This window comes from Lacticaseibacillus huelsenbergensis (assembly GCF_029726355.1).
Classification (GTDB): domain Bacteria; phylum Bacillota; class Bacilli; order Lactobacillales; family Lactobacillaceae; genus Lacticaseibacillus; species Lacticaseibacillus casei.
In genome coordinates this window covers 759,689-785,672 of the sequence record NZ_CP120687.1, presented here as the reverse complement: position 1 = coordinate 785,672, position 25,984 = coordinate 759,689, and the positions used below count along the sequence as shown (strand labels likewise).

General features: G+C 50.0%; 25 protein-coding genes. 17 read left to right on the top strand and 8 right to left on the bottom strand.

Annotated features, from left to right (window positions below; genetic code table 11):
* Nucleotides 1-24: 24 nt before the first annotated feature.
* From LHUE1_RS03530 to metG, 8 genes are all read left to right on the top strand, one after another.
* On the top strand, nt 25-951 hold the full coding sequence (locus LHUE1_RS03530; protein ID WP_049172903.1) for a hypothetical protein: 927 nt from the start codon (nt 25-27) through the stop codon (nt 949-951).
* 350 nt (nt 952-1,301) lie between these two features.
* Nucleotides 1,302-1,994: an NAD-dependent protein deacylase gene (locus tag LHUE1_RS03525; RefSeq protein WP_049172900.1), complete on the top strand. Its 693-nt coding sequence runs from the start codon at nt 1,302-1,304 to the stop codon at nt 1,992-1,994.
* 34 nt (nt 1,995-2,028) lie between these two features.
* A complete protein-coding gene (locus LHUE1_RS03520) occupies nt 2,029-2,625 on the top strand; it encodes a TMEM175 family protein (protein ID WP_049172898.1) in 597 nt (198 codons plus the stop codon).
* 143 nt (nt 2,626-2,768) lie between these two features.
* A complete protein-coding gene (locus tag LHUE1_RS03515; RefSeq protein WP_277848262.1) occupies nt 2,769-3,674 on the top strand; it encodes a lactate/malate family dehydrogenase in 906 nt (301 codons plus the stop codon).
* Between the two features lie 100 nt (nt 3,675-3,774).
* On the top strand, nt 3,775-4,254 hold the full coding sequence (locus LHUE1_RS03510) for an NUDIX hydrolase (RefSeq protein WP_049172893.1): 480 nt from the start codon (nt 3,775-3,777) through the stop codon (nt 4,252-4,254).
* The gene (locus tag LHUE1_RS03505) at nt 4,247-5,059 is read left to right on the top strand and encodes a DUF72 domain-containing protein (protein WP_049172890.1); all 813 of its coding nucleotides are present in this window, start codon (nt 4,247-4,249) and stop codon (nt 5,057-5,059) included. The genes LHUE1_RS03510 and LHUE1_RS03505 overlap by 8 nt, the downstream gene beginning before the upstream one ends.
* 144 nt (nt 5,060-5,203) lie before the next feature.
* Entirely contained in the window at nt 5,204-6,082 is an 879-nt protein-coding gene (pepI, locus tag LHUE1_RS03500) for a proline iminopeptidase (protein WP_049172888.1), read from the top strand.
* 102 nt (nt 6,083-6,184) lie between these two features.
* On the top strand, nt 6,185-8,167 hold the full coding sequence (metG, locus tag LHUE1_RS03495; RefSeq protein WP_049172886.1) for a methionine--tRNA ligase: 1,983 nt from the start codon (nt 6,185-6,187) through the stop codon (nt 8,165-8,167).
* 61 nt (nt 8,168-8,228) lie between these two features.
* On the opposite strand, the gene LHUE1_RS03490 is transcribed toward metG, so the two are convergent.
* The 6 genes from LHUE1_RS03490 to LHUE1_RS03465 all read right to left on the bottom strand — a co-directional run bounded on the left by LHUE1_RS03490 (nt 8,229) and on the right by LHUE1_RS03465 (nt 16,165).
* Nucleotides 8,229-10,142: an ABC transporter ATP-binding protein gene (locus LHUE1_RS03490; RefSeq protein ID WP_049172884.1), complete on the bottom strand. Its 1,914-nt coding sequence runs from the start codon at nt 10,140-10,142 to the stop codon at nt 8,229-8,231.
* A complete protein-coding gene (locus LHUE1_RS03485; RefSeq protein WP_277848261.1) occupies nt 10,129-11,955 on the bottom strand; it encodes an ABC transporter ATP-binding protein in 1,827 nt (608 codons plus the stop codon). The genes LHUE1_RS03490 and LHUE1_RS03485 overlap by 14 nt, the downstream gene beginning before the upstream one ends.
* A 53-nt stretch (nt 11,956-12,008) precedes the next feature.
* The gene (locus tag LHUE1_RS03480) at nt 12,009-12,920 is read right to left on the bottom strand and encodes a sensor histidine kinase (RefSeq protein ID WP_049172880.1); all 912 of its coding nucleotides are present in this window, start codon (nt 12,918-12,920) and stop codon (nt 12,009-12,011) included.
* On the bottom strand, nt 12,907-13,611 hold the full coding sequence (locus LHUE1_RS03475; protein ID WP_217774479.1) for a LytR/AlgR family response regulator transcription factor: 705 nt from the start codon (nt 13,609-13,611) through the stop codon (nt 12,907-12,909). The genes LHUE1_RS03480 and LHUE1_RS03475 overlap by 14 nt, the downstream gene beginning before the upstream one ends.
* Nucleotides 13,612-14,120: 509 nt before the next feature.
* On the bottom strand, nt 14,121-15,002 hold the full coding sequence (locus tag LHUE1_RS03470; protein ID WP_049169217.1) for an aldose 1-epimerase family protein: 882 nt from the start codon (nt 15,000-15,002) through the stop codon (nt 14,121-14,123).
* 164 nt (nt 15,003-15,166) lie between these two features.
* Nucleotides 15,167-16,165: a tagatose 1,6-diphosphate aldolase gene (locus tag LHUE1_RS03465; RefSeq protein WP_047107117.1), complete on the bottom strand. Its 999-nt coding sequence runs from the start codon at nt 16,163-16,165 to the stop codon at nt 15,167-15,169.
* Between the two features lie 218 nt (nt 16,166-16,383).
* Here LHUE1_RS03465 and LHUE1_RS03460 point away from each other — a divergent pair, with 218 nt between their 5' ends.
* The 7 genes from LHUE1_RS03460 to LHUE1_RS03430 all read left to right on the top strand — a co-directional run bounded on the left by LHUE1_RS03460 (nt 16,384) and on the right by LHUE1_RS03430 (nt 21,513).
* Nucleotides 16,384-16,878, top strand: a complete 495-nt coding sequence (locus tag LHUE1_RS03460; protein WP_049169314.1) for a PTS sugar transporter subunit IIA — start codon at nt 16,384-16,386, stop codon at nt 16,876-16,878.
* A 4-nt stretch (nt 16,879-16,882) separates the two neighbouring features.
* Nucleotides 16,883-17,662, top strand: a complete 780-nt coding sequence (locus tag LHUE1_RS03455) for a TatD family hydrolase (RefSeq protein ID WP_049169310.1) — start codon at nt 16,883-16,885, stop codon at nt 17,660-17,662.
* Nucleotides 17,659-18,228, top strand: a complete 570-nt coding sequence (gene rnmV, locus LHUE1_RS03450) for a ribonuclease M5 (RefSeq protein ID WP_049169308.1) — start codon at nt 17,659-17,661, stop codon at nt 18,226-18,228. Before LHUE1_RS03455 ends, rnmV begins: the two co-directional genes overlap by 4 nt.
* Nucleotides 18,215-19,111: a 16S rRNA (adenine(1518)-N(6)/adenine(1519)-N(6))-dimethyltransferase RsmA gene (gene rsmA, locus LHUE1_RS03445; protein ID WP_049169306.1), complete on the top strand. Its 897-nt coding sequence runs from the start codon at nt 18,215-18,217 to the stop codon at nt 19,109-19,111. The genes rnmV and rsmA overlap by 14 nt, the downstream gene beginning before the upstream one ends.
* A 109-nt stretch (nt 19,112-19,220) precedes the next feature.
* On the top strand, nt 19,221-19,472 hold the full coding sequence (locus tag LHUE1_RS03440; RefSeq protein WP_010490958.1) for a Veg family protein: 252 nt from the start codon (nt 19,221-19,223) through the stop codon (nt 19,470-19,472).
* 232 nt (nt 19,473-19,704) lie between these two features.
* Nucleotides 19,705-20,583: a 4-(cytidine 5'-diphospho)-2-C-methyl-D-erythritol kinase gene (gene ispE / locus LHUE1_RS03435; protein ID WP_047107122.1), complete on the top strand. Its 879-nt coding sequence runs from the start codon at nt 19,705-19,707 to the stop codon at nt 20,581-20,583.
* Between the two features lie 51 nt (nt 20,584-20,634).
* Entirely contained in the window at nt 20,635-21,513 is an 879-nt protein-coding gene (locus LHUE1_RS03430) for a cation diffusion facilitator family transporter (protein ID WP_049169303.1), read from the top strand.
* A gap of 456 nt (nt 21,514-21,969) precedes the next feature.
* On the opposite strand, the gene LHUE1_RS03425 is transcribed toward LHUE1_RS03430, so the two are convergent.
* Nucleotides 21,970-22,731: an ABC transporter permease gene (locus LHUE1_RS03425; protein ID WP_049169000.1), complete on the bottom strand. Its 762-nt coding sequence runs from the start codon at nt 22,729-22,731 to the stop codon at nt 21,970-21,972.
* Nucleotides 22,728-23,378: an ABC transporter ATP-binding protein gene (locus LHUE1_RS03420; protein WP_049169001.1), complete on the bottom strand. Its 651-nt coding sequence runs from the start codon at nt 23,376-23,378 to the stop codon at nt 22,728-22,730. The genes LHUE1_RS03425 and LHUE1_RS03420 overlap by 4 nt, the downstream gene beginning before the upstream one ends.
* Nucleotides 23,379-23,598: 220 nt before the next feature.
* Here LHUE1_RS03420 and purR point away from each other — a divergent pair, with 220 nt between their 5' ends.
* Nucleotides 23,599-24,447, top strand: coding sequence for a pur operon repressor (purR, locus tag LHUE1_RS03415; protein WP_039639926.1), 849 nt, complete (start codon nt 23,599-23,601; stop codon nt 24,445-24,447).
* Nucleotides 24,444-25,616, top strand: coding sequence for a VanZ family protein (locus tag LHUE1_RS03410; protein ID WP_049169002.1), 1,173 nt, complete (start codon nt 24,444-24,446; stop codon nt 25,614-25,616). Before purR ends, LHUE1_RS03410 begins: the two co-directional genes overlap by 4 nt.
* Nucleotides 25,617-25,984 lie beyond the last annotated feature (368 nt).

Genomic DNA, 25,984 nt, shown 5'->3' with positions numbered 1-25,984 from the left:
CATAACAAGGAGCTTTGAATAAACATGCAAAAAGATGTCCAGGCATTACTTGATGAAGTTAAAAGTCACTACGATCACCCGCTGGAAGTAGCGATTAACGGTGAAGCAAGCGGCGTGCTGACCCATGATCAAAGCCATCAGCGCCTGAAAAAAGATGGTACGCTAGAGGTGGTTGTGACCGATACAACGAATGTGGCGTACACGTTAAGTCACGAACTCCTTCACTTATTGTTTCAGATGAAAGGGTATCCTCAGTTGCAATTTCATTTATTGAGCGGTGATCCGCAAGTGGATGACCAGCTTTATGCCACCAGTACAGCCTTGTATAACGCTGCAGTGCATATGCTGGTGGTTGCTTGGCAGCGGGAACATGGCTTGCTGACAGACAAGGTGGTTGCGCAGGTGTTGGCAGGCTTCAAGCAGAATGTGCCAGCCGAAGCTGATGATCAGCTGGTGATTTACCGTATTCTGTCGTTGCTGGATCTTTTAGGCTTTTTGGACGGGCAGCTACCCGATGAGCTGGCAAGCGCGTATCCACAAGCGTTGCCGTATGCCCAAGAACTATTCAGCTTACTAGACGAACAGAAACTTGCTTCACCATTTGGCTTGCGCCGGGCGATTGTGCATCTGTTTGAGCGTTTCGATGCCCAAATTGAGAAGTTAGGCTACCAGCCGACCAATGACCATGAATTTGCCACGGTGTCGCCGGTTTTGTCGAAGCGACAACTGCGGCTCACACTCGATCAGGTTTACCTCATCAAACACAGCAGCTACCGCGATCGGGACACGAAACAACCTGCCTATGTCGCAATGGGGCGCAGCGATGACCAAAATGCGTTTGTGCTGCCACTGCCTGAAAAAGAAACAACGCCAGAAGCTTTCCAACAGCTGTATCAACAGCCGCTAGACAGCGTTCTGACGAAGTATGGTCTCGATTTTACCATCCGTTAATGCCGGCCAAAATTAATGAAGAAGCCGTTAGTCACGGACTGAATACCAAGCATCACAACCTGGTAGAAGACGAAAAGGAAGAAAATGAGGACTAGGATCATAAACAAATAACTAAAAAAGTGCGACCACCGAAAGGACTTCATGGTATTAAGACCCCTTTCTACAATGTTTCTTATAAATAATATTACACCTTTTACGCCTAGGGTGACGAACTTGTTCCAAATCAGCCAGCGCGATAGTGACAGTTTCACTAATTGGTGACTGGCGGGCAAGCTAAACGTTTTGCCTGGTGTGAGGTGAATTTTTCGTTAAGAATGTTGCGCTGTTCAGCGTGTTAGGAGATGGAAACGATGTTTGATTTGCAAACCGCGATTGATCAAGCAAAAAGGGTCACGTTTATGACCGGCGCAGGCGTTTCGACAGCTTCGGGAATTCCGGATTATCGATCAAAAGGTGGCTTATATGCCGACAAGGTTGACCCAGAGTATGCGTTATCGATTGATAATCTGCAGGCCCATCACGAGGACTTTCATAAATTTGTCGTCGAGAACATGTATTATCCCGATGCCAAGCCGAATGTCATTCATGAAAAAATGGCGGCGATTACCAATCAAAAAGGTACGATCGTCACGCAAAATGTTGACGGACTTGATCGTAAAGCCGGCGCCAAACATGTGGTGGAATTTCATGGCAATCTTTATCGGATTTATTGTCAAATCTGTCGCAAACAATTTGACTATCAAACGTATTTGAAAAGTGACGTACATGAAGCAGACGGCGGTATTTTACGGCCGGACATTGTCTTATACGGTGAACCGATTAATCCGGATACGGTAAGTGCGGCGATTAATGCCATTGCGCAGGCCGACTTGCTAATTGTCGTGGGGACAAGCTTTGTTGTCTATCCATTTGCCGGGTTAATTGGCTATGCACAACCGGATGCAACGATTGTGGCCGTGAACCGTGAACGGATTGCTTTGCCGGAAGGGGCGCAGATGGTCTTGGGGGATGCCGTTGACGTTTTTGCCAAGTTGCACGTCTAGTCACGAACAATCATGACGAAAAGGGGATTTGACGGTGAGTAAAGGACGCTTGGAGGCATTTACCGATGCGGTCATCGCGATTATTTTAACGATCTTGGTGTTGGAATTAAATCCACCTCACAGTGGCTCACTGGCGTCGCTTTGGGCGTTACGAGGCAGGTTTGGAATTTATTTAGTTTCATTTCTGACGTTGATCGTTTATTGGAACAATCACCATCATTTGTTCCAGTTGGTCAATCGGATTGACTGGCGCGTGATGTGGGCGAATTCATTTTTCATGCTGGCCATTTCGATGTTCCCGTTTGCAACTAGCTGGGTCGGTGAAGGGCATGTGAACGCATTCGGACCGGAGCTGATTTATGGTTTTGTTGTGCTCATGTCGAATGTCAGTTACCTTCTTTTGGTCGTCACCCTGCGACATGTCAACGGCCCGACCTCGGCGTTGGTGAAGCTATACGGCCATCAGCATGACTGGAAAGCGGTCGGATCGATTATCATGGCATTTATCGCGATGATTTTGGCTTTGCTTTGGCCGCCATTAACGATCATACTGGACTTGTTAATGTTATTGTTGTGGGCAATTCCGGACCAGCGTGTTGAGCGACATCTATTACGTGGTCCAAAAGAGTGAGTGAGCGTGAGCCAGCCCGGTTAGAAACCGGAGTGTAAGTGGCCTCGGGCGTGATGGCCCGGTCTTAGGCCATTGCGACCGAGGTCCTTACACGCAGGTTTCTGGGCTGGCGAACGCGTTATGATGAAAGGAGATTTTTTAATATGGCAAGAACGATTGGTATCATTGGTATTGGCCATGTCGGTGTGACGACGGCATTCAATTTGGTCAGCAAAGGTGTTGCAGATAAACTGGTGTTAATTGACCAGAAAGCCGAATTGGCTGAAGGCGAAAGTTACGACTTGAAGGATGCGTTAGGCGGGTTGCCGACGTATACCGACATTGTGGTCAATGATTACGATGCGTTGAAAGACGCTGATGTGGTGATTTCGGCAGTCGGCAATATCGGCGCGATTTCAAATGGCGACCGGATCGGCGAGACTAAAACTTCCAAGGCGGCGTTGGATGATGTCGCACCGAAGCTGAAGGCGTCTGGCTTCCATGGCGTCTTGCTGGATATTACGAATCCCTGCGATGCGGTGACTAGCTACTGGCAGTACTTGCTTGATTTGCCGAAGTCCCAGATTATCGGCACCGGCACATCGTTGGATACTTATCGGATGCGGCGCGCGGTTGCCGAGACGCTGCATGTGAATGTTGCGGATGTTCGCGGCTATAACATGGGCGAACACGGTGAATCTCAGTTCACGGCATGGTCAACGGTTCGGGTCAATAATGAACCGATCGCAGAGTACGCCAAAGTGGATTACGATCAGCTGGCTGATGCAGCGCGGGCTGGCGGTTGGAAGATTTACAATGCGAAGCACTACACCAGTTATGGCATTGCAACGATCGCGACTGAAATGACCCAGGCGATCATCAGCGATGCCAAGCGGATTTTCCCATGCGCCAATTACGATCCTGAATTCGGCATTGCGATCGGCTATCCGGCAACGATTGGTAAGCTCGGCGTTGTCAACACACCGGAATTGAAATTGACCGATGACGAACGGGCTAAGTATGTCCATTCGGCAGGCATCATCAAGGACACACTCGAAAAAATGAAATAACTCATTTCGGTAGCAATACCGAAGTCTGTAAAAAGACGCCGTTTCGGCGCCTTTTTGCTTCAACTGCCTTAAGCAGATCATTTTTGAAAAGGGGATGCACATGGTCAAGAAATATACATTGGTGACGGTTGAGACGCCCACTGGCTGGCTGTTGATTAACCGTACGAATCCGCCTTATCGCGGCATGTGGAATACGCTGGGTGGTAAGTTTTTGCCTGACGAGACGCCGGCTGTCTGCGCTGCACGTGAATTGCAGGAAGAAAGTCACATCATTATCCCGGCGAACGAATTGCGCAGTGTGGGGCGCGTTTTTTGGCATGTCGATGGCGAACTTCGCGGTGAGCTCTATGCCTTTCTCGGGAAAACGCCTGACCGGCTTCAGATGCCGCAAGCGACTCGTGAAGGGATTCTGGCGACCTTTTCCAAGGAGTGGTTGCTGGCGGATAATCCGGGATTGGTACCGGATCTGCAGCCGCTGTTGCGATACGCTTTAAATGGCGAAAAGCACGATTACGCGTCGTATTTTACCGGCGATGTGCTACAGAAATTTCAGATTACGGACGGTGAGCGCCATGATTAACGTCGGCTTAACCAGTGTGGCCGATCATCCTAGCATTGCAGCAAATGGTAAGCGCAGTACTTTCGCGGACTATGCCCAATATTTTCCGGTGATTGAGTTGGATACGACTTTCTATGGGTTGAAAACAGTGGAGCAGATTCGGCGGTGGCAGGCGCAGGTGCCAGCGAGCTTTCAATTTATTGTGAAGGCCAGTAAGCTCATGACCAAGCACGAAGCCACACAGGATCTGGTTGCGGAATTTTCGCGGTTTAATGATATGGTGGCGCCCCTAGTTGCAGCGCATCAGCTGCAGGCGGTGTTGTGCCAGTTCCCACCTTATTTTGGCGTAACGGCGGAGAATGTCCGGTATCTGCAAAATCTCAATCAGTGGCTGCCTGATCTGCCGGTTGCGGTAGAATTTCGTCATGCCAGTTGGTATCTGCCGGCCTATCGTGATGCCACAATTGGGTTATTGCAGGCGGCAGGCGACATCCATGTCGTGGTGGATGAAGCTCAGACGGTCGGCGGTTCGGTGCCGCTGGTGCCAATTGCCACGAATCCCGACTTAACGATTCTGCGCCTGCATGGCCGTAATCAGGCATGGGGTCAGAGCGGTGCCAAAACCACAGAACGGACGAATTATCGCTATAGCCAAGCAGAATTGCAACAGTTTGCCACCATTGTGCACCATCTCAAAAGTAAAAACGTCACCGTTATTTTCAACAATAATGGCGGACATGACGCCGCCGCAAATACGCAGGCATTCATTGACATGCTGGGATTGGATTTTCCCGGATTGGCGCCACGACAATTGGATTTGTTTTAGAATTTGTGTTGCCGCGCCGAATTCGGTCTGACAGTCTGGTACTGGTGTAGTACAATCACGGTAAACACATTGTTTTCACCAAAATGGTTCAGCAATTTTTAATCACTGAATCTGGCGCTTAATTGCTTCGAAAGGCGGATTGCTATGAAGATTATAGAAGGCTACATGCCGTTTCATGAGTACAAAACGTATTATCGAATTGTGGGTGAACCCAGCGCGGATAAGGCGCCGTTGTTGTTAATTCATGGCGGGCCCGGTTCTTCGCATAATTATTTTGAACTCATGGACGATTACGCTGCGACCGGAAGACAACTGATTATGTATGATCAAGTCGGTTGCGGTAAGTCATCGCTACCAGAGGATCCGGCCGTTTACGTCAAAGAGACATGGGCTGAAGAACTCATCGCGCTGCGCAAATTTTTGCATTTGGACGAGATTCATATGCTGGGGCAGTCATGGGGCGGCATGTTGGAGATGTATTATCTGACGAGCTTTGACCCGCAAGGCATTAAGAGTGTCATGATTGATGGGTCACCGGCTTCGATTAAGCTGTGGGTGCAGGAGCAGCATCGCCTGATCAAGTATCTGAGTTATGAAGACCAGGAAGCAATTGCCGAAGCTGAACGGACCGGGGATTTTAAAAACGTCAAGTATCTGGCCGCCAATGACCGGTACATGGAGAAGTATTGCTGGGATGACCCTGACGAGAACTCCCCTGAGCCGCTGCGGCGCCCAACCAACGGCAAGCGGGCCAGTCTGATTGCGGAAGGGCCGAATGAGTTTACCGAAAACGGGACGATTAGCGATTTTGATGTCACTGATCAGCTTCATAAAATTCATGTTCCGGTCTTAGTCACCAGCGGTACGGATGATCTGTGCACACCGTTGATTGCAAAAACGGTGGTGGATCATATTCCGGGGGCAAAATGGCATTTGTTTGCGAACAGTCGGCATTTGGCGCTGCTGGATCAACACGATGAGTTTATTGATGTGCTGGATCATTGGCTGGCGGCGAATGATTGATGGTGGTTGTGAGGCAGCCACTTATTCGCCATTTTTGAGCAAGTCTGCTCATACTCTGTTATACTGGACTCATTCTGAATTAAAGTACGGGAGGCACCTTGCATGGCAAGCAAACCAACTTTTTATGTGACGACACCGATTTATTATCCATCTGGCAAACTACATATCGGCAATGCGTATACCACGATTGCGGCGGACGTTTTGGCGCGTTATAAGCGATTGATGGGTTATGATGTTTTCTTCCTCACCGGGACGGATGAGCATGGCCTCAAGATTGAGCAAAAAGCCGATAAACTGGGTGTGACACCGCAAGCTTATGTTGATGGCATGGCGGCACAAATCAAACAGTTGTGGAAGACCCTTGAGATCACCAACGACAAATTTATTCGGACAACGGATAAAGCCCACGTTGAAGCGGTTCAAACCATTGTTGAACGGCTTATTAAGCAGGGTGACGTTTACCTTGGCGAATATACGGGCTGGTATTCGGTTGAAGACGAGGAATATTTCACTGAATCACAGTTGTCAGAGGTTTATCGCGACAAAGATGGCAACGTTGTCGGCGGAAAGGCGCCATCCGGGCATGAGGTTCAGCTGGTTCATGAGCCGAGTTACTTCTTTAAAATGAGTAAGTACACGGATCGCCTGTTGAAGTATTATGACGAGCATCCTGATTTTGTGCAACCGGCTTCGCGTAAAACGGAAATGATCAACAACTTCATTAAACCGGGGCTTGAAGATCTGGCGATGAGCCGTACGAGCTTCAACTGGGGCGTTCAGATTCCGTCTGACCCTAAGCATGTGGTTTACGTTTGGGTCGATGCCTTGCTGAACTATATCACGGCACTTGGCTACGGTAGCAACGACCACGCCTTGTTTGACAAGTATTGGCCGGCTAATGTGCAGCTGATTGGTAAGGAAATCGTTCGCTTTCACATCATTTACTGGCCGATTATTTTGATGGCCTTGGGTCTGCCATTGCCGAAGAAAATTTATGCACATGGCTGGCTAGTCATGCGCGACGGGAAAATGAGCAAGTCAAAAGGCAATGCCGTTTATCCGGATATGATCGTGGAACGGTACGGTCTGGATGCTTTGCGGTATTACCTGATGCGGGCGATTCCGTTTGGCAATGATGGCCTGTTCACGCCGGAAGACTTCATTGATCGCATCAACTATGATCTGGCCAATGACCTCGGCAACTTGTTGAATCGCACCATTGCGATGATCAATAAATATGAAGACGGTATTTTGCCAGCCTTCAAGCCGGATGTGACGCCATTCGACAAAGAGCTTGGCGATGTGGCCGAAGCGGCTTTGACCGAGTATCACAAGCTGATGGACGAATTGCGCTTCTCGGATGCGTTGGATCAGGTCTGGAAGATCGTTTCCCGCGCCAACAAGTACATCGATGAAACCGAACCGTGGAAGTTGGCCAAGGATCCGGCTAAAAAGGATCAACTTGATTCCGTCATGGCACATCTGGCCGAAAGTTTGCGGTTGATTGCCTTATTGATTCAGCCGGTCATGACCCATGCGCCACTGCAGATTTTTGGCCAATTGGGCTTAGACCACGAAAACGATGATCATAAAATCGTCAAGTGGGGTGCACTGCCTGCTGGCGCCAAAGTGGTTGAACAAGGTACACCGATCTTCCCACGGCTGGATGCTGAAGAAGAAGTTGCCTATATCAAGAGCCAGATGACCCCAGGCACGGCCAAAGCAGCAGTCGATGACAAGACCCGCAAGTCGGAAATCGAGTTCAAACAATTCGATAAGAGTGAAATCCGAGTTGCAGAAATCCTCGATGTTGAACCGGTCAAGGGTGCGGACAAGTTGCTGAAGTTCACCCTCGATGCCGGCGATAAAGGGACACGCCAGATCCTGTCAGGCATTCGTGAATTCTACCCTGATTACGAGAAATTGAAGGGCAAGAAAGTCATGGCGGTCGTGAACCTCAAGCCGCGGAAAATGAAGGGCGAGATTTCGGAGGGTATGTTGCTATCAGCCGAAAGCTTGGATGGTAAGAAGATTACCTTACTTGAAGTTTCCGAGAATCTACAAAACGGCAGCTTGGTTGGTTAAACTAGATAATTCAAAAAGGACACGCGGCAAATCTTTGTCGGTGTCCTTTTTGAATGCATTGCTAATCCGCCACTGCCGTCGTGGTAGCCGCGACCTTTTTCCGAGCCGCTTTGATGCGGTCTTCCGTGTAATACTGTGCCTGGGCGTTGAATAGTTCCCGGTAAATACCTGGATGCGCCATGAGGCTGGTGTGGGTACCATCTTGGACGATTTGACCATGATCAAGGACGACGATGCGTTGTGAAAAGCGGGTGGAGCTCATCCGGTGTGAGACATAAATGGCTGTTTTGCCTTCGATAAGTTCGTCAAAACGCTGATAGATTTCATACTCGGAAATCGGATCGAGCGCTGCCGTGGGCTCATCCAGAATCATGATCGGCGCATCTTTGTACCAAGCGCGGGCGATGGCGATTTTCTGCGCTTCGCCGCCGGAAACGGTCACACCATCATCGCTTAAGGCTGTGGTGATCGGCGTGTCGATCGTTTTCGGCATCCGCTTGACGCGATCGGCGACATCCGCAACCTTCAAGGCTTCCCAAACGCGCGCCCGATCTGGATCAGTCGTGGCGGCCACATTTTCCGCAATGCTGTAAGCAAAAAGGCGGAAGTCCTGAAAAACGACACCTAACAGACTGCGGTATTCGTCTTCGTCGTATTTCTGGATGTCAATGTCGTTTAACGTGATGGTGCCTTCGGTGGGTTTAAACAGGCGCACGAGCAGTTTGATTAACGTCGTCTTGCCGCTGCCGTTGCGGCCGACCAATGCGAGCCGTTCACCGATGTTCAGCGTTAGGCTGACGTGACGCAAGGCCCACTGGTCGCTGCCGGGATACTTGAAACTGACATCGTGAAACTGAATGGCAAATTCGTTGTCATTGCGTTTTTCAACCGGAAGTGTGCCGGATTTATCGTGATCCGGTAAAGCAAGAAAATCAGCGTAGAATTGCAGGTAATCGACCATGTTGATGTACATGCCGACTTGCTGTAGAAATTGATAGGCAGCCGTCATCAGTTGCTGAAAATATCCGACGGCGATCATGATGCTGCCAATAGCGATGATACCCATTAACGCTTTGGCGCCAACCAGGATATACAAACCGATGACCGATAACGCAATGGCTAGGTTAGGCCAGTGACCGAACTTGGCCATTTGCCAATAACCGTGGCTAAGTTGGCCAAAGAATTCGTTGTTGTCATTGCGTTCATTGTTCATGACTAAGTGGCTTGCTTGATAAAGGCGAATAACTTCATGATTATCCATATTTTCCGTGAAGTGGTAAAAGTACGTAAATCGGCGATTGCTTGGGATGATTTTTCTGATCAGTTCTTGTTGAATCTGATTACTGTGGTGAATACTCCAGCTGCCAACGACAATCGGGAAGATGAGTAGCGCCAAAATCAATAGTGGATAGCGAAAGTCGTTCAGCCAGGTTGTTACATGGTTAGTTGCCCGTGCCAGACTGATCAAAGTAGCAACACCGAAGCCAATCGCAATGATTAGCGAAAAGAAATCTTGCATGCCATTTGTCATGAGTGAAGTCATACCGCCATTAAAAGTTTGCCCGGCTTGAGCGCCGGCATACTGTTTACGCATATCTGGATCCTGAAGGGTGGTATAACTCACCGTCAACAACTTCTCGGTTGTTACGCGGGTGAGCCGCCTGTTTACGCCGCTTTCATGATCTTCGGCTAATTTAGCAAACCATTGACTCGATAATTGAAGCAGGTAGCGAATGGCTAGGAATAGGCCGACAAGAAGCACCATCCGCCGGAACGTTGCGCGTTGCTGTAATTGATTAAGCACCAAGCCAAGGAAAGCGATGTTTAGGTAGGGGATGCCGACAGTTGTCAATGCGCGGAGAAATTCGACCGGGATCGCAAGCGGGTCGAGACTTTGAATCACACGCACCACCCGCAAGGCCCGATGAACAGTTTGTTTTGGCATGGTTTTTTCTGAATCTTTAGAAGTTGTCATTGACTGCGACCTCCTTTGCGTCCGGTTGATAGTACTTACTTTGGATTTGGTACATTTGGGCATAACGGCCGCCCTTTGCCATGAGCTGCTCATGAGTCCCAGATTCGAGTACCTGGCCATGATCCATAAACAGGATGCTGTCACAAAAGCGGGTTGATGCTAATCGATGGGAGATGAACAGAGAAGTTTTACCGGCCGCTAGTTGCGCATAGTCTTGGTAAATCTCATTTTCGGCAATCGCATCCAGTGCGGCAGTTGGTTCGTCCAAAATCAGGACGGGCGCATCTTTATACAGTGCCCTTGCCAGCATGAGCTTCTGCGCCTGGCCGCCGGATAATTCAACCCCGTCATCTCTGGTGTAACGGGTCATCGGCGTGGCAGTTGTTTGCGGCAACGTTTTGACGAAGGCTCCCAAGCCAGCCTCGGTTAATGCAGTTGTGACCCGGTTCAAATCGGGATGCTCGGTCATGGCAACATTGTTGGCTAAACTCTGGGCCAGGATAATGGTTTCCTGAAAGACAGGGGCAAATAAAGCAAAACGTTCTGCTAGTGGTAAAAGATTGGCATTTAGCCCGTTGATGGTGATGGTGCCACTGGTAGGATGCAATAGGCCCATCATGAGGCGGGCAAGCGTTGATTTACCGGCACCGTTAATACCGACGATCGCCAATTTCTTTCCGGCCTGCAGTGTGAAGCTGACGTCTTTAAGACTGGCGCTTTTGGCTCCCGGATATTGATAAGTCACATGTGAAAAGGTGATGGTGACAGGACGTTTTGCTAACTGCTTCTGCTCTGCCTCCGTGAGCGTGCGGGTTGGCGTTTGCGGTTGCAGTTTCATAAAATCACGGAGTTCCTGCAAGTCGAGACTGGCATTTTGCAACTTGCCGAAGTCGTCTAAAAGTTGATCCAATAAGGTGATGAAACTATTGGTCATCCCAAACATTAAAGTGAACTGGGCGATGGAAAGACTGCCGCGCATGATTGCCACAATCAAGGTGCCGTAGACAATGGCGTCACGTAACAAGCCGGCAAGTTGACCGATTTGTTCTCCCAGAAACCGGCGTAGCGAGTTACGGCGCTGCCAGGCATCTTGCAACTGAATCAAGCGGTCAAGGTGGTGATGGTACCAGTTCGCCATGCCGAACATGCGAATATCTTTGCCATTTTCCAAAGCGTAGGCGTTGCGCGTAATGTAATCTTGCTGGCGTCCTAGCTTGTTCCACTTGACATTGTTTTGTTGATACCAGTGGCGGTACCAACTCATGCCGGCATAACTGATGGCGGCACTGACCAGGACCAGTGCAAAGACCCACGGAACGGCAAATGACAACGTCGCTAGGAACACGATCAGCGTTGTGAGGTCTACTAGTGTTCCACGGCCATACAGATAGATAGCTTCGGCGCCGGCATATGTGTTGCTCAGCCCTTTTTCGAATGCGGTGTGGGCTAGCCCTTGGAGTTTGCCGCTGCTGATCTGGTCGTAGTCAAGATCCCATTGCTTTTGATGAAAATCCATTTCGATAACACCGCGCAATACGGAACTTGAGACGCTGTCATGGGTCAGCAACAGGTACTCGATTTCACTGGTCAGAGCGAGCCCCAATCCGGTTAATGTTGCCAGCCAAGCAAATTGGTCTAACGTAGCGTGCCCGGTAATTGCTCCGACCAACAGCGCCGGCGTAAAAACGCCCAGCAAAGCGGCCGCAGCCTTATCAATGGCCAGACCGCTTGCTGTCCAGGCTAAGGAAGGCTTGTCTTTACGCAGATACTTGATGTACCAGCGCAGGTTGTTCCATAAGCTATATTTTTTCATCCCACTCACCTCGTTGATCTTAACCTACCAAAAAACCGACGCGCTGACGCAAATTATGCGTGAGTGGTCGGTTTGACTGCGTGAATGGGAATCGCAATTTCAGTGACGAATACCTCATCCTCATATTGGCGGTTGATCATCCCGTCGTACTTGGCGACGAGCTTATTCACCCGCCGAATCCCGAGGCCGCGTTTATCGCTTTTGGTGGAGGCGTACTGATAGTCAATCACCTGGTCAGCCGGACGGGTATTGGTGACGGAGATGTAAAACTGTTGTTTCACAATGCCGATATAAAGGCGCAGCTGGCGCTTTTCATCAGCTGGTTGTTCAGTGATGGCTTCAATGGCATTATCCAGCAAGTTGCCTAAAATGACCACCAAGTCCACATCTTTGATAAGCGGCGTGTTCCCCACGATCACTTTTTCGTTAACCGGAATCTGCAGGCGTTCTGCTAATGTGAGTTTCGCGTTAACGATGGCGTCGAGCATGGCATTGCCGGAGTGGACGAGCGGATCAACGGCGTCCAGTTTATCTTCCAGTTCATCCAAATATTGGCGCGCGCCGGTCGTGTCTTGGTTGTCTAGGTAAGCTTTTAAAGCCTGCAGGTGGTCATGATAATCGTGTCGCCAGCCGCGCATGTTCGCGTACAGCTCCTGCACTTCCTGCGAGTACTGGGCCATCATTTTATCCAGACTGCGCGCAAACACCGCGTCCTGATCGCTGAGAAACTGGCGAATCAAGACAAATTCCAAGCTGCCTGCCAGAACCGTGCCGACAAAAAGTAAAACACGCACGATCGGCTGCGGCCAAAGCCACCAGCTGCCAAGTGCAACCGCGACGATGGCGAGATTCAACCAGCGGACGGGCCAATTTTGCTGGCGGCGAAAGATCCACCATAACTGCCAGCAACAGCCCACTGTCAGCAACAGAAACGCGCCGAGGCCGATCCAATCATTCACTGTCATCTGTCAGCCCCCGAAAATGTTTGAAAAAGGCTTGCTTAACCACCGGCGCCTGTTGTCGGGAAACGGGATAAGTCGTCCCGTCCGCCATTACAACGGTGTGGTGATCGAGCTGAGATAAAAAGTTGAGGTTGATGACGATGGACCGGTAGATTTGAATGAAGTTGTCATCTAAGCGCGGCAACAAGTCTTTCAATTGGCCGCTCACGGTGTACGTTGTTTTCTGAGTATGGACTTGCAGCCGATGATCGGTCACTTCGATGGCGCTAATGTCGTAAAGCGGCACACGGGTGAGGCCGTTGGGTGTTTGCAGCGGCAACAACTTAGGCTGTGTGCGGGCTGCAGTTTTATCAATCAGATGCTGCAGCTTCTCTTTGGTGAGCGGTTTGATGATGTAGTCGATGGCGTTGACATCATAGCCGTCAAAAACGAATTCGTCGTAGTTACTGACAAAAGCGATGGCGGTGTCAGGATCGTGTTGGCGGATTTTTTTGGCAAGCGACATGCCGTCCATCCCCGAGCCGAGCTTGATGTCCAGCAAAAGAAGATCCGGCGTCTGTTCGGCGAAAAGGAACTGTTCCGCACTTGCATAAGCTGCCACCTGCAACGGCTGCGACGGCTGAGCCAACTGTTGGATCATTTTAACGGTTGCTTCGCGGGTCGCTGCTTGATCGTCGATAAGTGCAATGTGCATCTGGAATCATCCCTTTCGCCAATATGCTTTTATTTTACCGCAACTGTGCTGATGTTCTGGTGCATTTGGTTAAATTTCGACAGCCGGGTGGAAATAGCGGAAAGTGTGAAGGCTTGTAAGAAGTTCAGTCGTGATCCACATCCATAAGAAAAGGGCGAACAAAATTCCGTTATCAGAATTTCGTTCGCCCTCTGTCTCTTCATGGGCAATTCGTCAGAAATTTTAAGATATAAGTGCCAAAGCGGAGCAATCGTAGGCCAGAGGGGGCTCAGTGGTGAGATTGTACTAGCCGGGCGATCTTCCCGGCGTAGTACAAGGCCGAGCTTTAAGACTCAGCCGGTTTTGCTGAGGCTTAAAGTCGTGCCCACCACGTTCCAGCACCCTCTGGCCGGAGATTGCGGAGTTTGGCGCGACATGGAACTAATAGCCTAAAGCTGGCGTATCGGTTGGAGCTCAGTGAATCAAAATCATTCAACAAGCATGATAACTCGAACGCTAAAAACAGATGTTTACTTTAAAGCGATCTTCAACGCCAATTGCTTATTGGCGCCTGCTGACAAGGTGGTGTTGCCAAGCTTGGTGTACCAGTCGGAGGGTTCGCCGGCTTGGTCAGGCAGGCCGTCAAATGGCTCAACGGCAATGAATGGTGCCTTTTTATGTTCAGGACTCCAGATGGTGAGGTAAGGGAAGTCATTGATATCGAGCGTGACGCTGTGATCATGGTGCGGAGATGATAGGGTCGCTTTCATGATTTCGCTGTTGGCGAGGATGACCAAGCCGCCATCTAGCAACTCGTGCGTCAATGGCAGTTTATTGCCTTCTGCGCCGGGGATGTCCTCAACGTCGCCATTACGAAATGGCACCGGCCCGATACCAAACCGCTGCAAGGGACTATTCAGCGGTTCAACCGTAAGATCATAATCATCAAAGCTGCCATCAGCCTTTAACGCCACATTGAACGCCGGATGGAAGCCTAGTGCAAACGGCATTGAATCCTTGTCGTCATTGGTCACGGTGTAATGAATACTGAGCCCGTCTTTGGTCAACATGTAGGTGACGGCTAACGTATATTTAAACGGGAACTTTTTCAACGTCTCGGCGCTTTGATGTTGCGTAAAGGTCACTGCTGAATCACTTTTATCGCTGACGTCAAAATCGTAATCTCGGGCAAAGCCATGTTGGCTCATCGGGAATGTTTTTGCCCCTAAGCGATACTGATCCTCATTCGATTTACCAATCGCAGGGAAAAGAATTGGCGCATGACGATTCCAAAATGTTTTATCACCATTCCAGATGTACTCGTAATTGTCACTTTTGTTGACTAATGACTGCAACTCGGCACCGCGCTCGGCAATGCCCGCTTTGAATTGATTATTTTCAATTGTGATCAAACCATACTACCTCCTAGTATAAGAAACCGCATTCATGATTAGTCTACCACTGTATCAGTGGGCTGCAATGGTTAGTGAAAATTTTCGTAAATGTGATCGTTCTTTTGCAATGAAAAAGGCTGACCTCAATGCGGCCAGCCTTCTTGCTTACTTATTTATCAGAACTAACCTTCAACCTTGTCCGTCCAAGGAGTGGCGGTTTCAGCCAAAACCTTGTTCAAACGATCGATGTTAGCTTTGCCATCGGTTTCCAGCCACTTCTTGCCGGCAGCTTCGCCTTCAGCAGCAAATGGCTTAACGCCTGGCTTCCAGGTTGCCCGGCCGCAAAGGACACCATTAAAGGTTGAACCTGCTTCCTTGGCGAATTTGAGTTCTTCAAGGAACAATTCGTTGGAAACACCAGCAGACAAGAAGATGAATGGCAGATCCGTTGCATCGGATTGTGCCTTGTAGTACTTAGCAGCTTCTTCTTTGCTGTAAACCGGGGTCACACCTTCGTCGGTATAGCCTTCAACAAACTTCTGGTCAACCGGAACTTCAAGCTTCAAAACGGAAACATTGTATTGTGGCTTGCTGAATTCCTTGGTGATCTTGATAACCTTTTCTGGCTTAGCCTTGGCCCATGCAGCGGTGCCGGTTTCGTTGGTCTTACCATCGTAAGAAACCAATTCAAGGAACAACGGCAGGTCGTTGGCCTTAGCTTCGGCACCGACACGTTCAACAAAGGCGTACTTGCGATCGTTGATTGAGTCTGGTTCATCCGGATCAATGTACAGCAAGAACTTAACCGCGTCGCCGCCTTCATTCTTGATGCGCAAGGCACTCTGGTTGTCGATCAAATCAGGGAAGCGGCCAGGTTCGGTGGCATCGTAGCCGGTCTTTTCATAAGAAAGTAATAGACCGGACTTAGGATCGCGCACCTTGGCAGCCGGTAAGCCATATTCTGGATCAAGCAGAATGGCACTGGCGTATTTGGTTAATTCTTCAGAAACAGCCTTTTTGAAATCAACGATGGTGGTTTCATCAGCCGGCTTGTTGGCAGCGGCTGCAAGCATCTTCTTCAGGGAACCGCGTTGGTCGATGGCTAATGCTGAGATCACATTGTCATCATTGGACAATTGCTTCAAATGTGCTAACTGACCAGCAGTAAGTTTAACAGACATGTAAAAATACCTCCTAGGTAATCCTTAAATGTTCAGTACAAAATCAGTATAGAACAAAATGACAACAATAGACATTTTTCGCCGAGGATTTTCATGAAACTCCAAGAAAATGGGTGAATAATAGAAGCTTTAACCAAAAGTGGAGCCGATCATGAGGAACAGCAAGTAGCGTGCTATACTCTAACCATATCGAGTTTATGAAAAGATAGGTGAAAAGCTTGGCTGAATTTAGCACAACCCCGTTGGTATACTTTTTGAACACGCCGACGCAAGAGGACTTTTTTAATGTCATCAGTCACGAGCTCGTGGCCCAAAAGGTGATGCTGCCAGCAGGCAAAGCGGCGCTGATCGCCCGGGAGCAGACGTTTCCATCCGGTATGCAGCTGAATCAGATTGCCGATCGGCTGCCAAACATTGCGATTCCGCATCTGGAAGGCGATTTAGTGCAGCAAGGGCGATTGGTCGTGGTTCACTTTGAAATTCCCATTGCGTTTAAGGATCTGGCAGACGTTAGCCGCATACTGCCGGTTGAGTGGGCGTTTATGTTGATGAATCCCGTCGCTAAGGAGCAGCCAATGCGAATCGCCCAGTTGATCCGCGCGTTGACCCAGTCACCAGTGGCGCAGTTACAACACTTGTTTGCCGCTAAGAAGCCGAGTCAGGTGATCCGTTTGTTGCCGCCATTAATGGCAGAAGCAGAAAGAAAGCAGTGATTGCATGAATATTTTCGATTCGCATACCCACTTAAATGACACCCCTTATCGCGGCAAGGAAGCCGATTACATTGAGGCAGCGCGGCAGCTAGGCGTGAAAAAAATGGCGATTGTTGGCTCCGACACGGCGTTGAATGCTGGCGCTTTGAAGTTAGCCCATGAGTATCCCAACTTATACGCCATTGTCGGCTGGCATCCCGAGTCGAGTCAGAATTACGATGCAGCAAAAGAAGCGCTGCTGTTAAAGCAGTTGGCGGATCCCAAAGTGGTGGCGTTAGGAGAGATCGGACTGGATTATCACTGGGACACCTCCCCGCGCGAGATCCAACGCCGCGTGTTTCGCCGTCAGTTAGAATTGGCTCATTCCCTGCACATGCCGGTGTCGATTCATAGTCGTGATGCGTTTGAAGATACTTACGATATTTTAAAAGCAGCGCATGTCGAGCAATTTGGTGCGATCATGCATAGTTTCACCGGTGATGCCGAATGGGCGCGACACTTTTTGGATTTGGGCCTGTACATCTCTTATTCCGGCATTGTCAGCTTCAAAAATGCGCCGGAAGAGCATGCCAGTGCCAAAATAATTCCCAGTGACCGCTTATTGGTAGAAACCGATGCGCCATACTTGACGCCGACACCGTACCGCGGCCGGCAGAATCAACCGGGCTACACGCGGTATGTGGTTGAAGCTTTGGCAAAATTACGCGACACCACCCCAGACGTGATTGCCCAACAGACTTGGGACAATGCCCACCGAATTTTCAGATTAAAGGAAGACGCATGACAACCATTAAACAAATTGTGGTCGTAGAAGGCCGCGATGATACGAAAAGATTAAAAGAAACTTTTGGCGATATTGATACCATTGAAACTCGCGGCAGTGCGATTGATGACGCCACTTTGGCGCGCATTCGCCAGGCTCAGGCCAAACGCGGGGTGATTGTCCTTACCGATCCGGATTTCCCCGGTGAGAAGATCCGCAAAACAATTTCGCGAGCCGTTCCTGGCGTGACTCACGCTTTTTTGCCGCGGGCAGAAGGCGTCCCGGCACATAAAGGGTCGCTGGGTATCGAACATGCGACCCCGGCAGCATTGCGGGCAGCGCTTCAGCATTTATTTACCGAAGTGCCGGATGCGCCACAAATCATCAGCCAGCAGGACCTGTTAGCTGCGCATTTGATCGGCGGCGATGGATCGCGGCACCGTCGCGAGCAGCTGGGCGAGTTGTTGCACATCGGCTACACAAATGGCAAACAGCTATTACGCCGCTTGACTGAGTTCCGCATCAGTCGGGCTGCCTTTTTTGCGGCACTGGATCAGGTGAATGGAGGCCAAGATGACCATGCGTGAAAAAGTCGCACAGCCGGCAGTGACCAATGCCATTTTAAAGCGCCACGGGTTTCGCATGCGCAAAGGCTTAGGCCAGAACTTTCTGACCGATCCGCAGATTTTGCAAAAAATTGTCGCAGCTGCCGATTTGTCGTCACAGGATGATGTGATTGAAATCGGACCAGGCATTGGTGCCTTGACCCAGTTTCTTGCCGAAAGCGCCCATCAGGTGGTGGCGTTGGAAATTGACGAGCGCCTGCTGCCGATTTTGGCCGAAACGCTGGCCGATTATCCTAATACCGCAGTGGTGAATGAAGATGTTTTGAAAACCGATTTAAGCGCGCTGGTGGCTGAGCATTTTGACGGGAAGCATACGCTGAAGGTGGTTGCTAATTTACCGTACTACATCACGACGCCGATTTTGTTGCACCTGTTGCGGGCACGGTTGCCGCTGCACAGCATGACTGTGATGATGCAAAAAGAAGTAGCAGCGCGGCTGAGTGCGGCCCCGGGGTCAAAAGATTACGGCAGCTTGAGCATTGCGGTGCAGTTGGTGGCAGATGTAACGACAGCTTTCACAGTCAGCCGCCATGCCTTTGTCCCGGCCCCTAATGTCGATTCGGCGATTGTGACGTTAACCCAACGATCCGAGCCATTAGCAGACGTCACAAACCCAGACAGTTTCGATCGCTTGGTACGCGGCGCCTTTGCATCCCGACGGAAAACGCTTTGGAACAACCTTGTTGCATTATTTGGCAAGGAAAACAGGCCAGCGATTCGCAAAGCACTGGCAGCTGCAAACATTGCGCCGGAAACGCGGGCGGAGCAGTTGGCAATTGCCGACTTTGCCCGGCTGGATACGGCGTTGCGAGGAGAAGGGCTCGGCGTGCGCGCTGACGCCTGACGCGACGCATTTGTTACGCTTCTATTATTGCTTGCGATTAATAAGAGTGCGTGGTATAATTGCAAATTTCTTGCTTTCGTGATAGAATGTTACTTAAGAGGTGAAGTGCATGCCAATCACACTAGCAAGCATCAAACGGAAGCTCGATGGGAAAATCGGTGAGAACTTAACGGTCGTTGCACAAGCTGGACGCAAGAAAGTGACGCGGCGGCGGGGGACCTTGAAGGAAACCTATCCGGCTATTTTTGTGGTCGATCTTGACCAAAGTGAGAATGCGTTCGAGCGTGTCTCTTACAGTTACGCAGATCTTTTGACCAAGTCAATCAAGATCACCTTCGAAGGCGAAGAGAAAGCGTCATAATTTCAGATAGTAACCGACGATTAAATCGTTTATTTCAGGAGGCCTTGGTGCATGTTGCATCAGGGCTTTTTGCTTGCTGTTAACTTCTAACGCCGTTTTTAAAATCCGGCAATGAAAATCACAACGCAAAACAGTATACTAAAAATAACTATACGGTAGATGCATGCAACGGCGCTTGTAGCTAGACTTTGGTAGCTATAAAGGTATGCATCGCCAAAGACTGGTGGTTAGCATGGAACTAATCGAAAAAGCACCCGCCAAGATTAATCTCAGTTTGGATGCCTTGTATCGCCATGCTGACGGCGAACATGAGTGGCAGATGGTGATGACATCAGTCGACTTGGCTGATTATGTGACGATTCAACCGAGCCGCACGATCAAGGTTTCCACGGACAGCGGCTTTTTACCGGAGGATCCGCGCAATCTGGCTTATAAAGCGGCACTGGCGTTACAACGTCATGCCAACATCCGCCAAGGTGCGCGGATTCATATCGAAAAACATATTCCGGTTGCGGCTGGACTGGGCGGTGGATCAAGTGATGCCGCTGCTGTGTTGCGCGGCCTGAATTCACTTTGGGAGTTAGGCTATAGTCGTTCGCAATTGGCGCGTATCGGGTTGAGTGTCGATAGCGATGTCCCGTACTGTGTTTATTCGGAGACGTCGCTGGTTACGGGACGTGGGGATGTCGTGACGCCGTTGGGAAGTTTGCCCAACTTTTGGGTGGTGTTAGCTAAGCCGCGCGTATCAGTGTCAACGCCAACCATCCTCAATGCGATTGACTATCAAGCCGGGCTTGAACATCCGGATACCCAGCGTGTCGTCGCCGGGATTCAAAATCACGATTTTAATCAAATGATCAGCGGTATGGGGAATACTCTGGAGAAGATTACGGCCAGTCGGTATCCCGAGATGACGGCGCTTAAACATCGGTTAGAGAAGTATGGTGCCGAGATTGCCCAGATGTCCGGCAGCGGCCCGACCGTGTTTGGCCTTTGCCAGAAACATTCGCGGGCGATGCGCGTTTACAACAGCATGAAAGGCTTCTGCCGCGAGGTTTATTTGTTGCGGCCATTTTGTCTGCCGGCAAATGGTCGTGGGCTTAGGGGTTGATTTTTAGGGATCACTAAACCATGATGGGGTAAGAAATGAGGCATTGACGATATGGAACAGGTTCAGCCAAACAAGGCGTTCTTTTGGGGTATTTTGCTTAATCTGGTTTACATTATTGCGGAGATTGCTTTTGGGATCGGGATCGGTTCGGTTGCGTTGGTTGCCGATGCGATTCACAATATGAGCGATGTTTTAGGCTTAGGGCTGGCGTGGTTTGCCGAGTGGCTGTCCAATCGCCATCCGACGGTTCAGCGTACATACGGTTACAAAAGTTCATCGATTCTGGCCGCTTTGGCAAATGCCGCCTTTTTGCTAGTAGCAATGGGCGCGATCATTGTCGAAGCGATTACCCGGCTGTCGCAAAATGCACCGGTCGAAGGCGGCTGGATGATGCTGGTTGCCGGTGTCGGGATTTTGGTCAACGGCGCGACGGCAGTCCTTTTCCACAGTGGTTCGCAGCACGATCTGAATATTCGCGGCGCGTTCATGCATATGGCAGCCGATGCCGGCGTTTCGCTGGGCGTTGTGTTAGCCGGGGGCTTGATCATGCTGACAGGCTGGGAATGGCTTGATCCGGTCATGTCGATTGTGGTCGCCATTGTGGTCTTGGTTGGCACGTGGAACCTACTGCGGGATGCGGTCAACCTAGCCATGGCAGCCGTTCCCAAGGAAATCGACCCGATTGCCGTCAAAACCTTGGTCAATGCGTATCCGACCGTTGCTTCGTGCCACGATCTGCACATCTGGGCACTTAGCACAACTGATGTGGCGCTGACGGTCCATGTGGTTCGGACGACACCGGAAGGCAACGACGCCTTTCTAGACGCCTTGAGTCTGTCACTGCGGGAGAGCTTTGACATCGCGCACACGACCATTCAAGTCGAATATGGCCCGTACTTACCGGATAACAAGATGGAAAATCCTTACTGAATGTTGTAGTACTTCGTGAGTGAAAAAGGTGCCGAGCCGTAATTCAATCACACTGTTCTCGGTCCCCCAAATTTTGGCCAAAATTAGGAAAGCCGAGGCAATGAGTTCTGTGCCGTGCCAAACTCCGCAATCTCCGGCGGGGACGGGGGCTGGCGACCGCGAAGCTAGAGTGGTGGGCACGACTTTGAACCCGCAAAAACCGCGGTTTCAAAGCTCGGCCTTGTACTACGCCGGGAAGATCGCCCGGCTAGTACAATCTCACCACTGAGCCCGCCCCCGCCTCCGATTGCTCCGCTTTGGCACTACGATCTTAACATTCTTAGCGAATTAGTTATTCGAAAATCAAAGACGAAGCCACTCCCGATTTTTTGGGTAGCGGCTTCGTCTTTACATTGCGGCCATGAATTATGGCACGAGTTGTTTTTTTACGCTTTCTTGATGCGAACTAGCTGATGATTACCGTAACTGCTTTTGCTCATTATAAAAGCGCGAATAACTGCGATAAACGGCAATGAAACTGCCCAGGCTTGTGGCTCCCAGTAACATGAAGGTGACCATGATCTGGTACATGATGGCTTTTGTTGGATCAATGCCGGCAAAGATCAGACCGGACATCATGCCGGGTAAGCTGACGAGTCCGACTGTTTTCGCCGAGTCGATGGTTGGCGCCATGCCGGTTTTGATCGCGTTGACGATGAGTTTTTGACTGGCCTGTTTGAGGGTGGCGCCCAAAGCGAGGCGTTCAAGAACTTGCGGCCGCAGATCCGTAAATTCGGTGTTCAGACTGCGGTATGCCAAACCTGTCGCCACCATGACGTTACTGGCAATCATGCCGCTGATCGGGACAATCTGTGCGGGAATGAAGCGAATGGCGCGGACAGAAACTAGCATGATCAGCGTGAGTCCGGTTGCTGTGGTGACGGCGAGCAAGCTGGTGACAAAGGCATCGGGGATGGTGCCAGCCCGCTTTTTGGCGTTCCACGCCGCGTTGAAAATAATGATGGCCACCATAGCTAGCGTTAACCAAACTGCGTTGACTTTAATGATATAGGTCAAGACAAAACCGACAACGGTTAGCTGGATGACGGCACGCACGACACCAACGATTAAGTCTTTGGTCATCCCCAACTCTTCTTTTAAGTTGATCGTTAACGCAATGACCACTAAGATTAACGCCAACAAAAGCGCTAAGGGTGATACAATTAACTGACTATTCATGCGGTTGGCACCTCCTCAAATTGGCCATCTACCAGTGTCATGAGGTTCTTTGCCATGTGCAGTTCGCCTTCGTCATGGGTCACGCTGACGAGGGTGATTCCTTTTTTATTTTGGCGGTCCAGCAGGTCGTGAATCACGGCTTTGGTGTCCGGGTCCAGTCCAGTCGTGACCTCATCCAGCAGCAGGACTTTAGGCGGAAAGAACAAATGACGCAATAAAGCAACCCGTTGGCGCTCACCGCCGGACAGATTTTGTGTCGGTGCGTCAAGCATGCTCTTCGCCAGGTCGACGCTTTCCAGTGCGGCTTCAGCTTGTTCACGCGGCATTTCAGTGTTGCGAATTGCGAATGGAAAACGCAGATCATCGGCGACGGTGGCGCCAAACAAGGCAGGTTGCTGGGCGCAATAAGATACCTCCCGTCGATACAGAATCGGATCGTAATCAGACTGAGGCTTGTCATTATACAAAATCGTGCCGCTTGTCGGCGTCAGTAACGTGGCAAGCAAGCGCAGCAAGGTACTTTTACCCGACCCGGAGTGCCCGGCAATGGTAAGATCAATCCCCCAAGGAATGTCTAAATTGATATCATTCAGGATAGCCGTTTTTGTCGGCGCGAAAGTCATGTGGTGTAATTCAAAAGCATTCATACTTTTCCCTACCCTTCTTTGTAACCATTCTAATATAGAAATGGGTGGGAGGCCACTGATACGACTCGCGAGGCGGCAGGGATCAAAATGAACAAATGCGAACGTTCGGTGAGAAAATCGAGTCAAAGGGTCGAAATTTTCGGTAAAAGCATTTATACTGGGTAAGATTATCACGTAATGTTAACATAGAGCTAAATATTCGGAGTTAGGAGCGGGATTAATGAAAGTAAGACGCAGTGATCGCTTGATTGATATGACGAGGTACTTGTTAGAACGGCCGCATACGCTGATACCGTTGACTTTTTTTTCTAAGCGGTATGAAAGTGCCAAATCCTCGATTAGTGAAGATCTGGCAATTGTAAGAAGGACCTTCGCGCAACGGCAAACCGGGATTCTTGAAACGGTTCCGGGAGCGGCAGGCGGTGTGCGGTACATCCCGATCATGGGTGAAGATGAGGCCGAAAACTTTATTTCCGCCATGGCTAAGCGGCTGTCGGAAACCGATCGCTTGTTGCCAGGCGGGTATGTTTATCTTTCGGATTTGCTTGGAACGCCAAGTGTGTTACGGCAAATTGGCCGGTTGATTGCCACCCAATATCGCGATGCCAAGGTTGATGCGGTGATGACCGTCGCAACCAAGGGTATTCCCATTGCCCAAAGTGTCAGCCAGTATCTGAATGTGCCGTTCGTCATCGTGCGGCGCGATTCCAAGATTACTGAGGGCTCGACAGTCTCCGTCAACTATGTCTCCGGATCATCAGCGCGGATCGAGAAAATGGAGCTAAGTAAGCGTAGTCTTCCGGCAAATTCGCGGGTACTGATTGTCGACGACTTCATGAAAGGCGGCGGCACGGTCAATGGCATGAAGGCGTTGATTGACGAATTCAACGCCGAAATGGTTGGCATCACCGTCTTTGCGGAAGGCAAGTTTGATGGCGATCGGATGGTCAATGAATATACTTCACTGATTCGGGTTGATAAGGTCGACACCAAGGCGAACACCCTCCATGCCACTGCCGGAAACTTTCTTAGTCAGAATCAGCAGCTACTTGAGGTGAGCCATCAATGAGTGCTTACCTCGGGCCGGTTAAAACGGCACTGATCACGTTTCCGTTTTTAGCATTGGTGCTTGCGCTACCGTTTCTGGTGATTGTTTATCGGCGCTACGGTGCGTTTAGCTGGTGGCGCGCGATTGTGATCTATTCGTTCATATTTTACCTATTATCGGCTTATTTTTTGATTATCTTACCACTTCCATCACGCGAGGCGGTGGCGCAGTTTACCGGGCCAAAATATAATCTGACCCCGTTCATGGCTTTGCGCTACTTTATTCACACGACGGTCTTTTCCCCGACCAACCCGCACACGTGGTTAGCGGCGTTGAAACAATCCGCGTTTATCCAGCCATTCTTTAACGTTGTCTTGACGATCCCGTTCGGCTTTTATCTGCGCTATTATTTCAAGCGCACTGTACCGCAGATCATCATGATGAGTTTTGGCTTGAGTCTTTTCTTTGAACTGACTCAGTTGTCAGGGCTGTATGGCATCTATGTGCGGCCGTATCGACTGTTTGATGTGGACGATTTGATTCTTAACACCACCGGCGGCTTGATTGGCGGCGTTTTGGCCCCGATTTTCATGCGGGCGTTGCCATCTCGGGATACGATGGATGCCAAAAGTCAGGCGCGTGGCGTTCGAGTGACGTTGATGCGCCGCCTGGTTGCTTTTTTCATTGACTTTATAATATTAAGTACGATTGTCGGCTTGATGATCAGGTTCCTGTTCCATTTGCTAGGGTTAGCACAGTTACCGGATTTCTTGAGTGAAGTGGTTTTGCCATTGCTCTTTGTTTTCGTTATCTGGCCTGCTTTTAATGACGGGCAGACTTTAGGCAAGGGGCTGGTTCGGATTAAAATCGTTCGTACTGATGGCCGGCCGGTTGGCTTTTGGCGGCTGCTGTTGCGAGAAGCTTTGTTATATGGCTTAGCTTATTCAAGCCTGATTGGCGCTAGCAATTTTTTGATTGAGTATTTTGCTTTAGGTCATCAGACTGAAATTAATCTCGCCGCGTTGGGATTTTTTGGCATTATCTCAATTTTGGTTGTTCTCAACTTCATCTGGGAAACGGTCACGCGGCATTATCGGTTCTTCTATGATGCGTGGGCGGATACGACTCAGATTAGTACGTTGAAAGTGCCGAATGATGTTAAGCAACATGCGGCTGAGAATGAGCAGTAAGGGTAGTTTTGTAGGCAGATTCGTCGTGAGGCGGGTCTGTTTTTGTTTGGGCTTTGAGAGTGTGGATGGGGGTTGGTCTCAAAAAGTGTTTACTGGACTAGGGAGCTTGCACATAAGGGTCTTAGTCGCAATAGCTTAAGCTTGACGTAGTATGTTAGAGGCTATTGGGTTCTCTGCGGCTTTCTCAAACGCGCTCACCGGCGCAGAAGTCTGCGTATAAGGGCCTTGGGCGCGATGGCCTAAGCCCGGGCCTGAGTTTTCCGATACAAAAACGCGCTCACAGTCGCAGAAATCTCCACATAAGGACCTCAAGCCTAAATGGCCAAAGACCAGCCATTTAGGCTTGAGGCCACTTATGCTCCGATTTC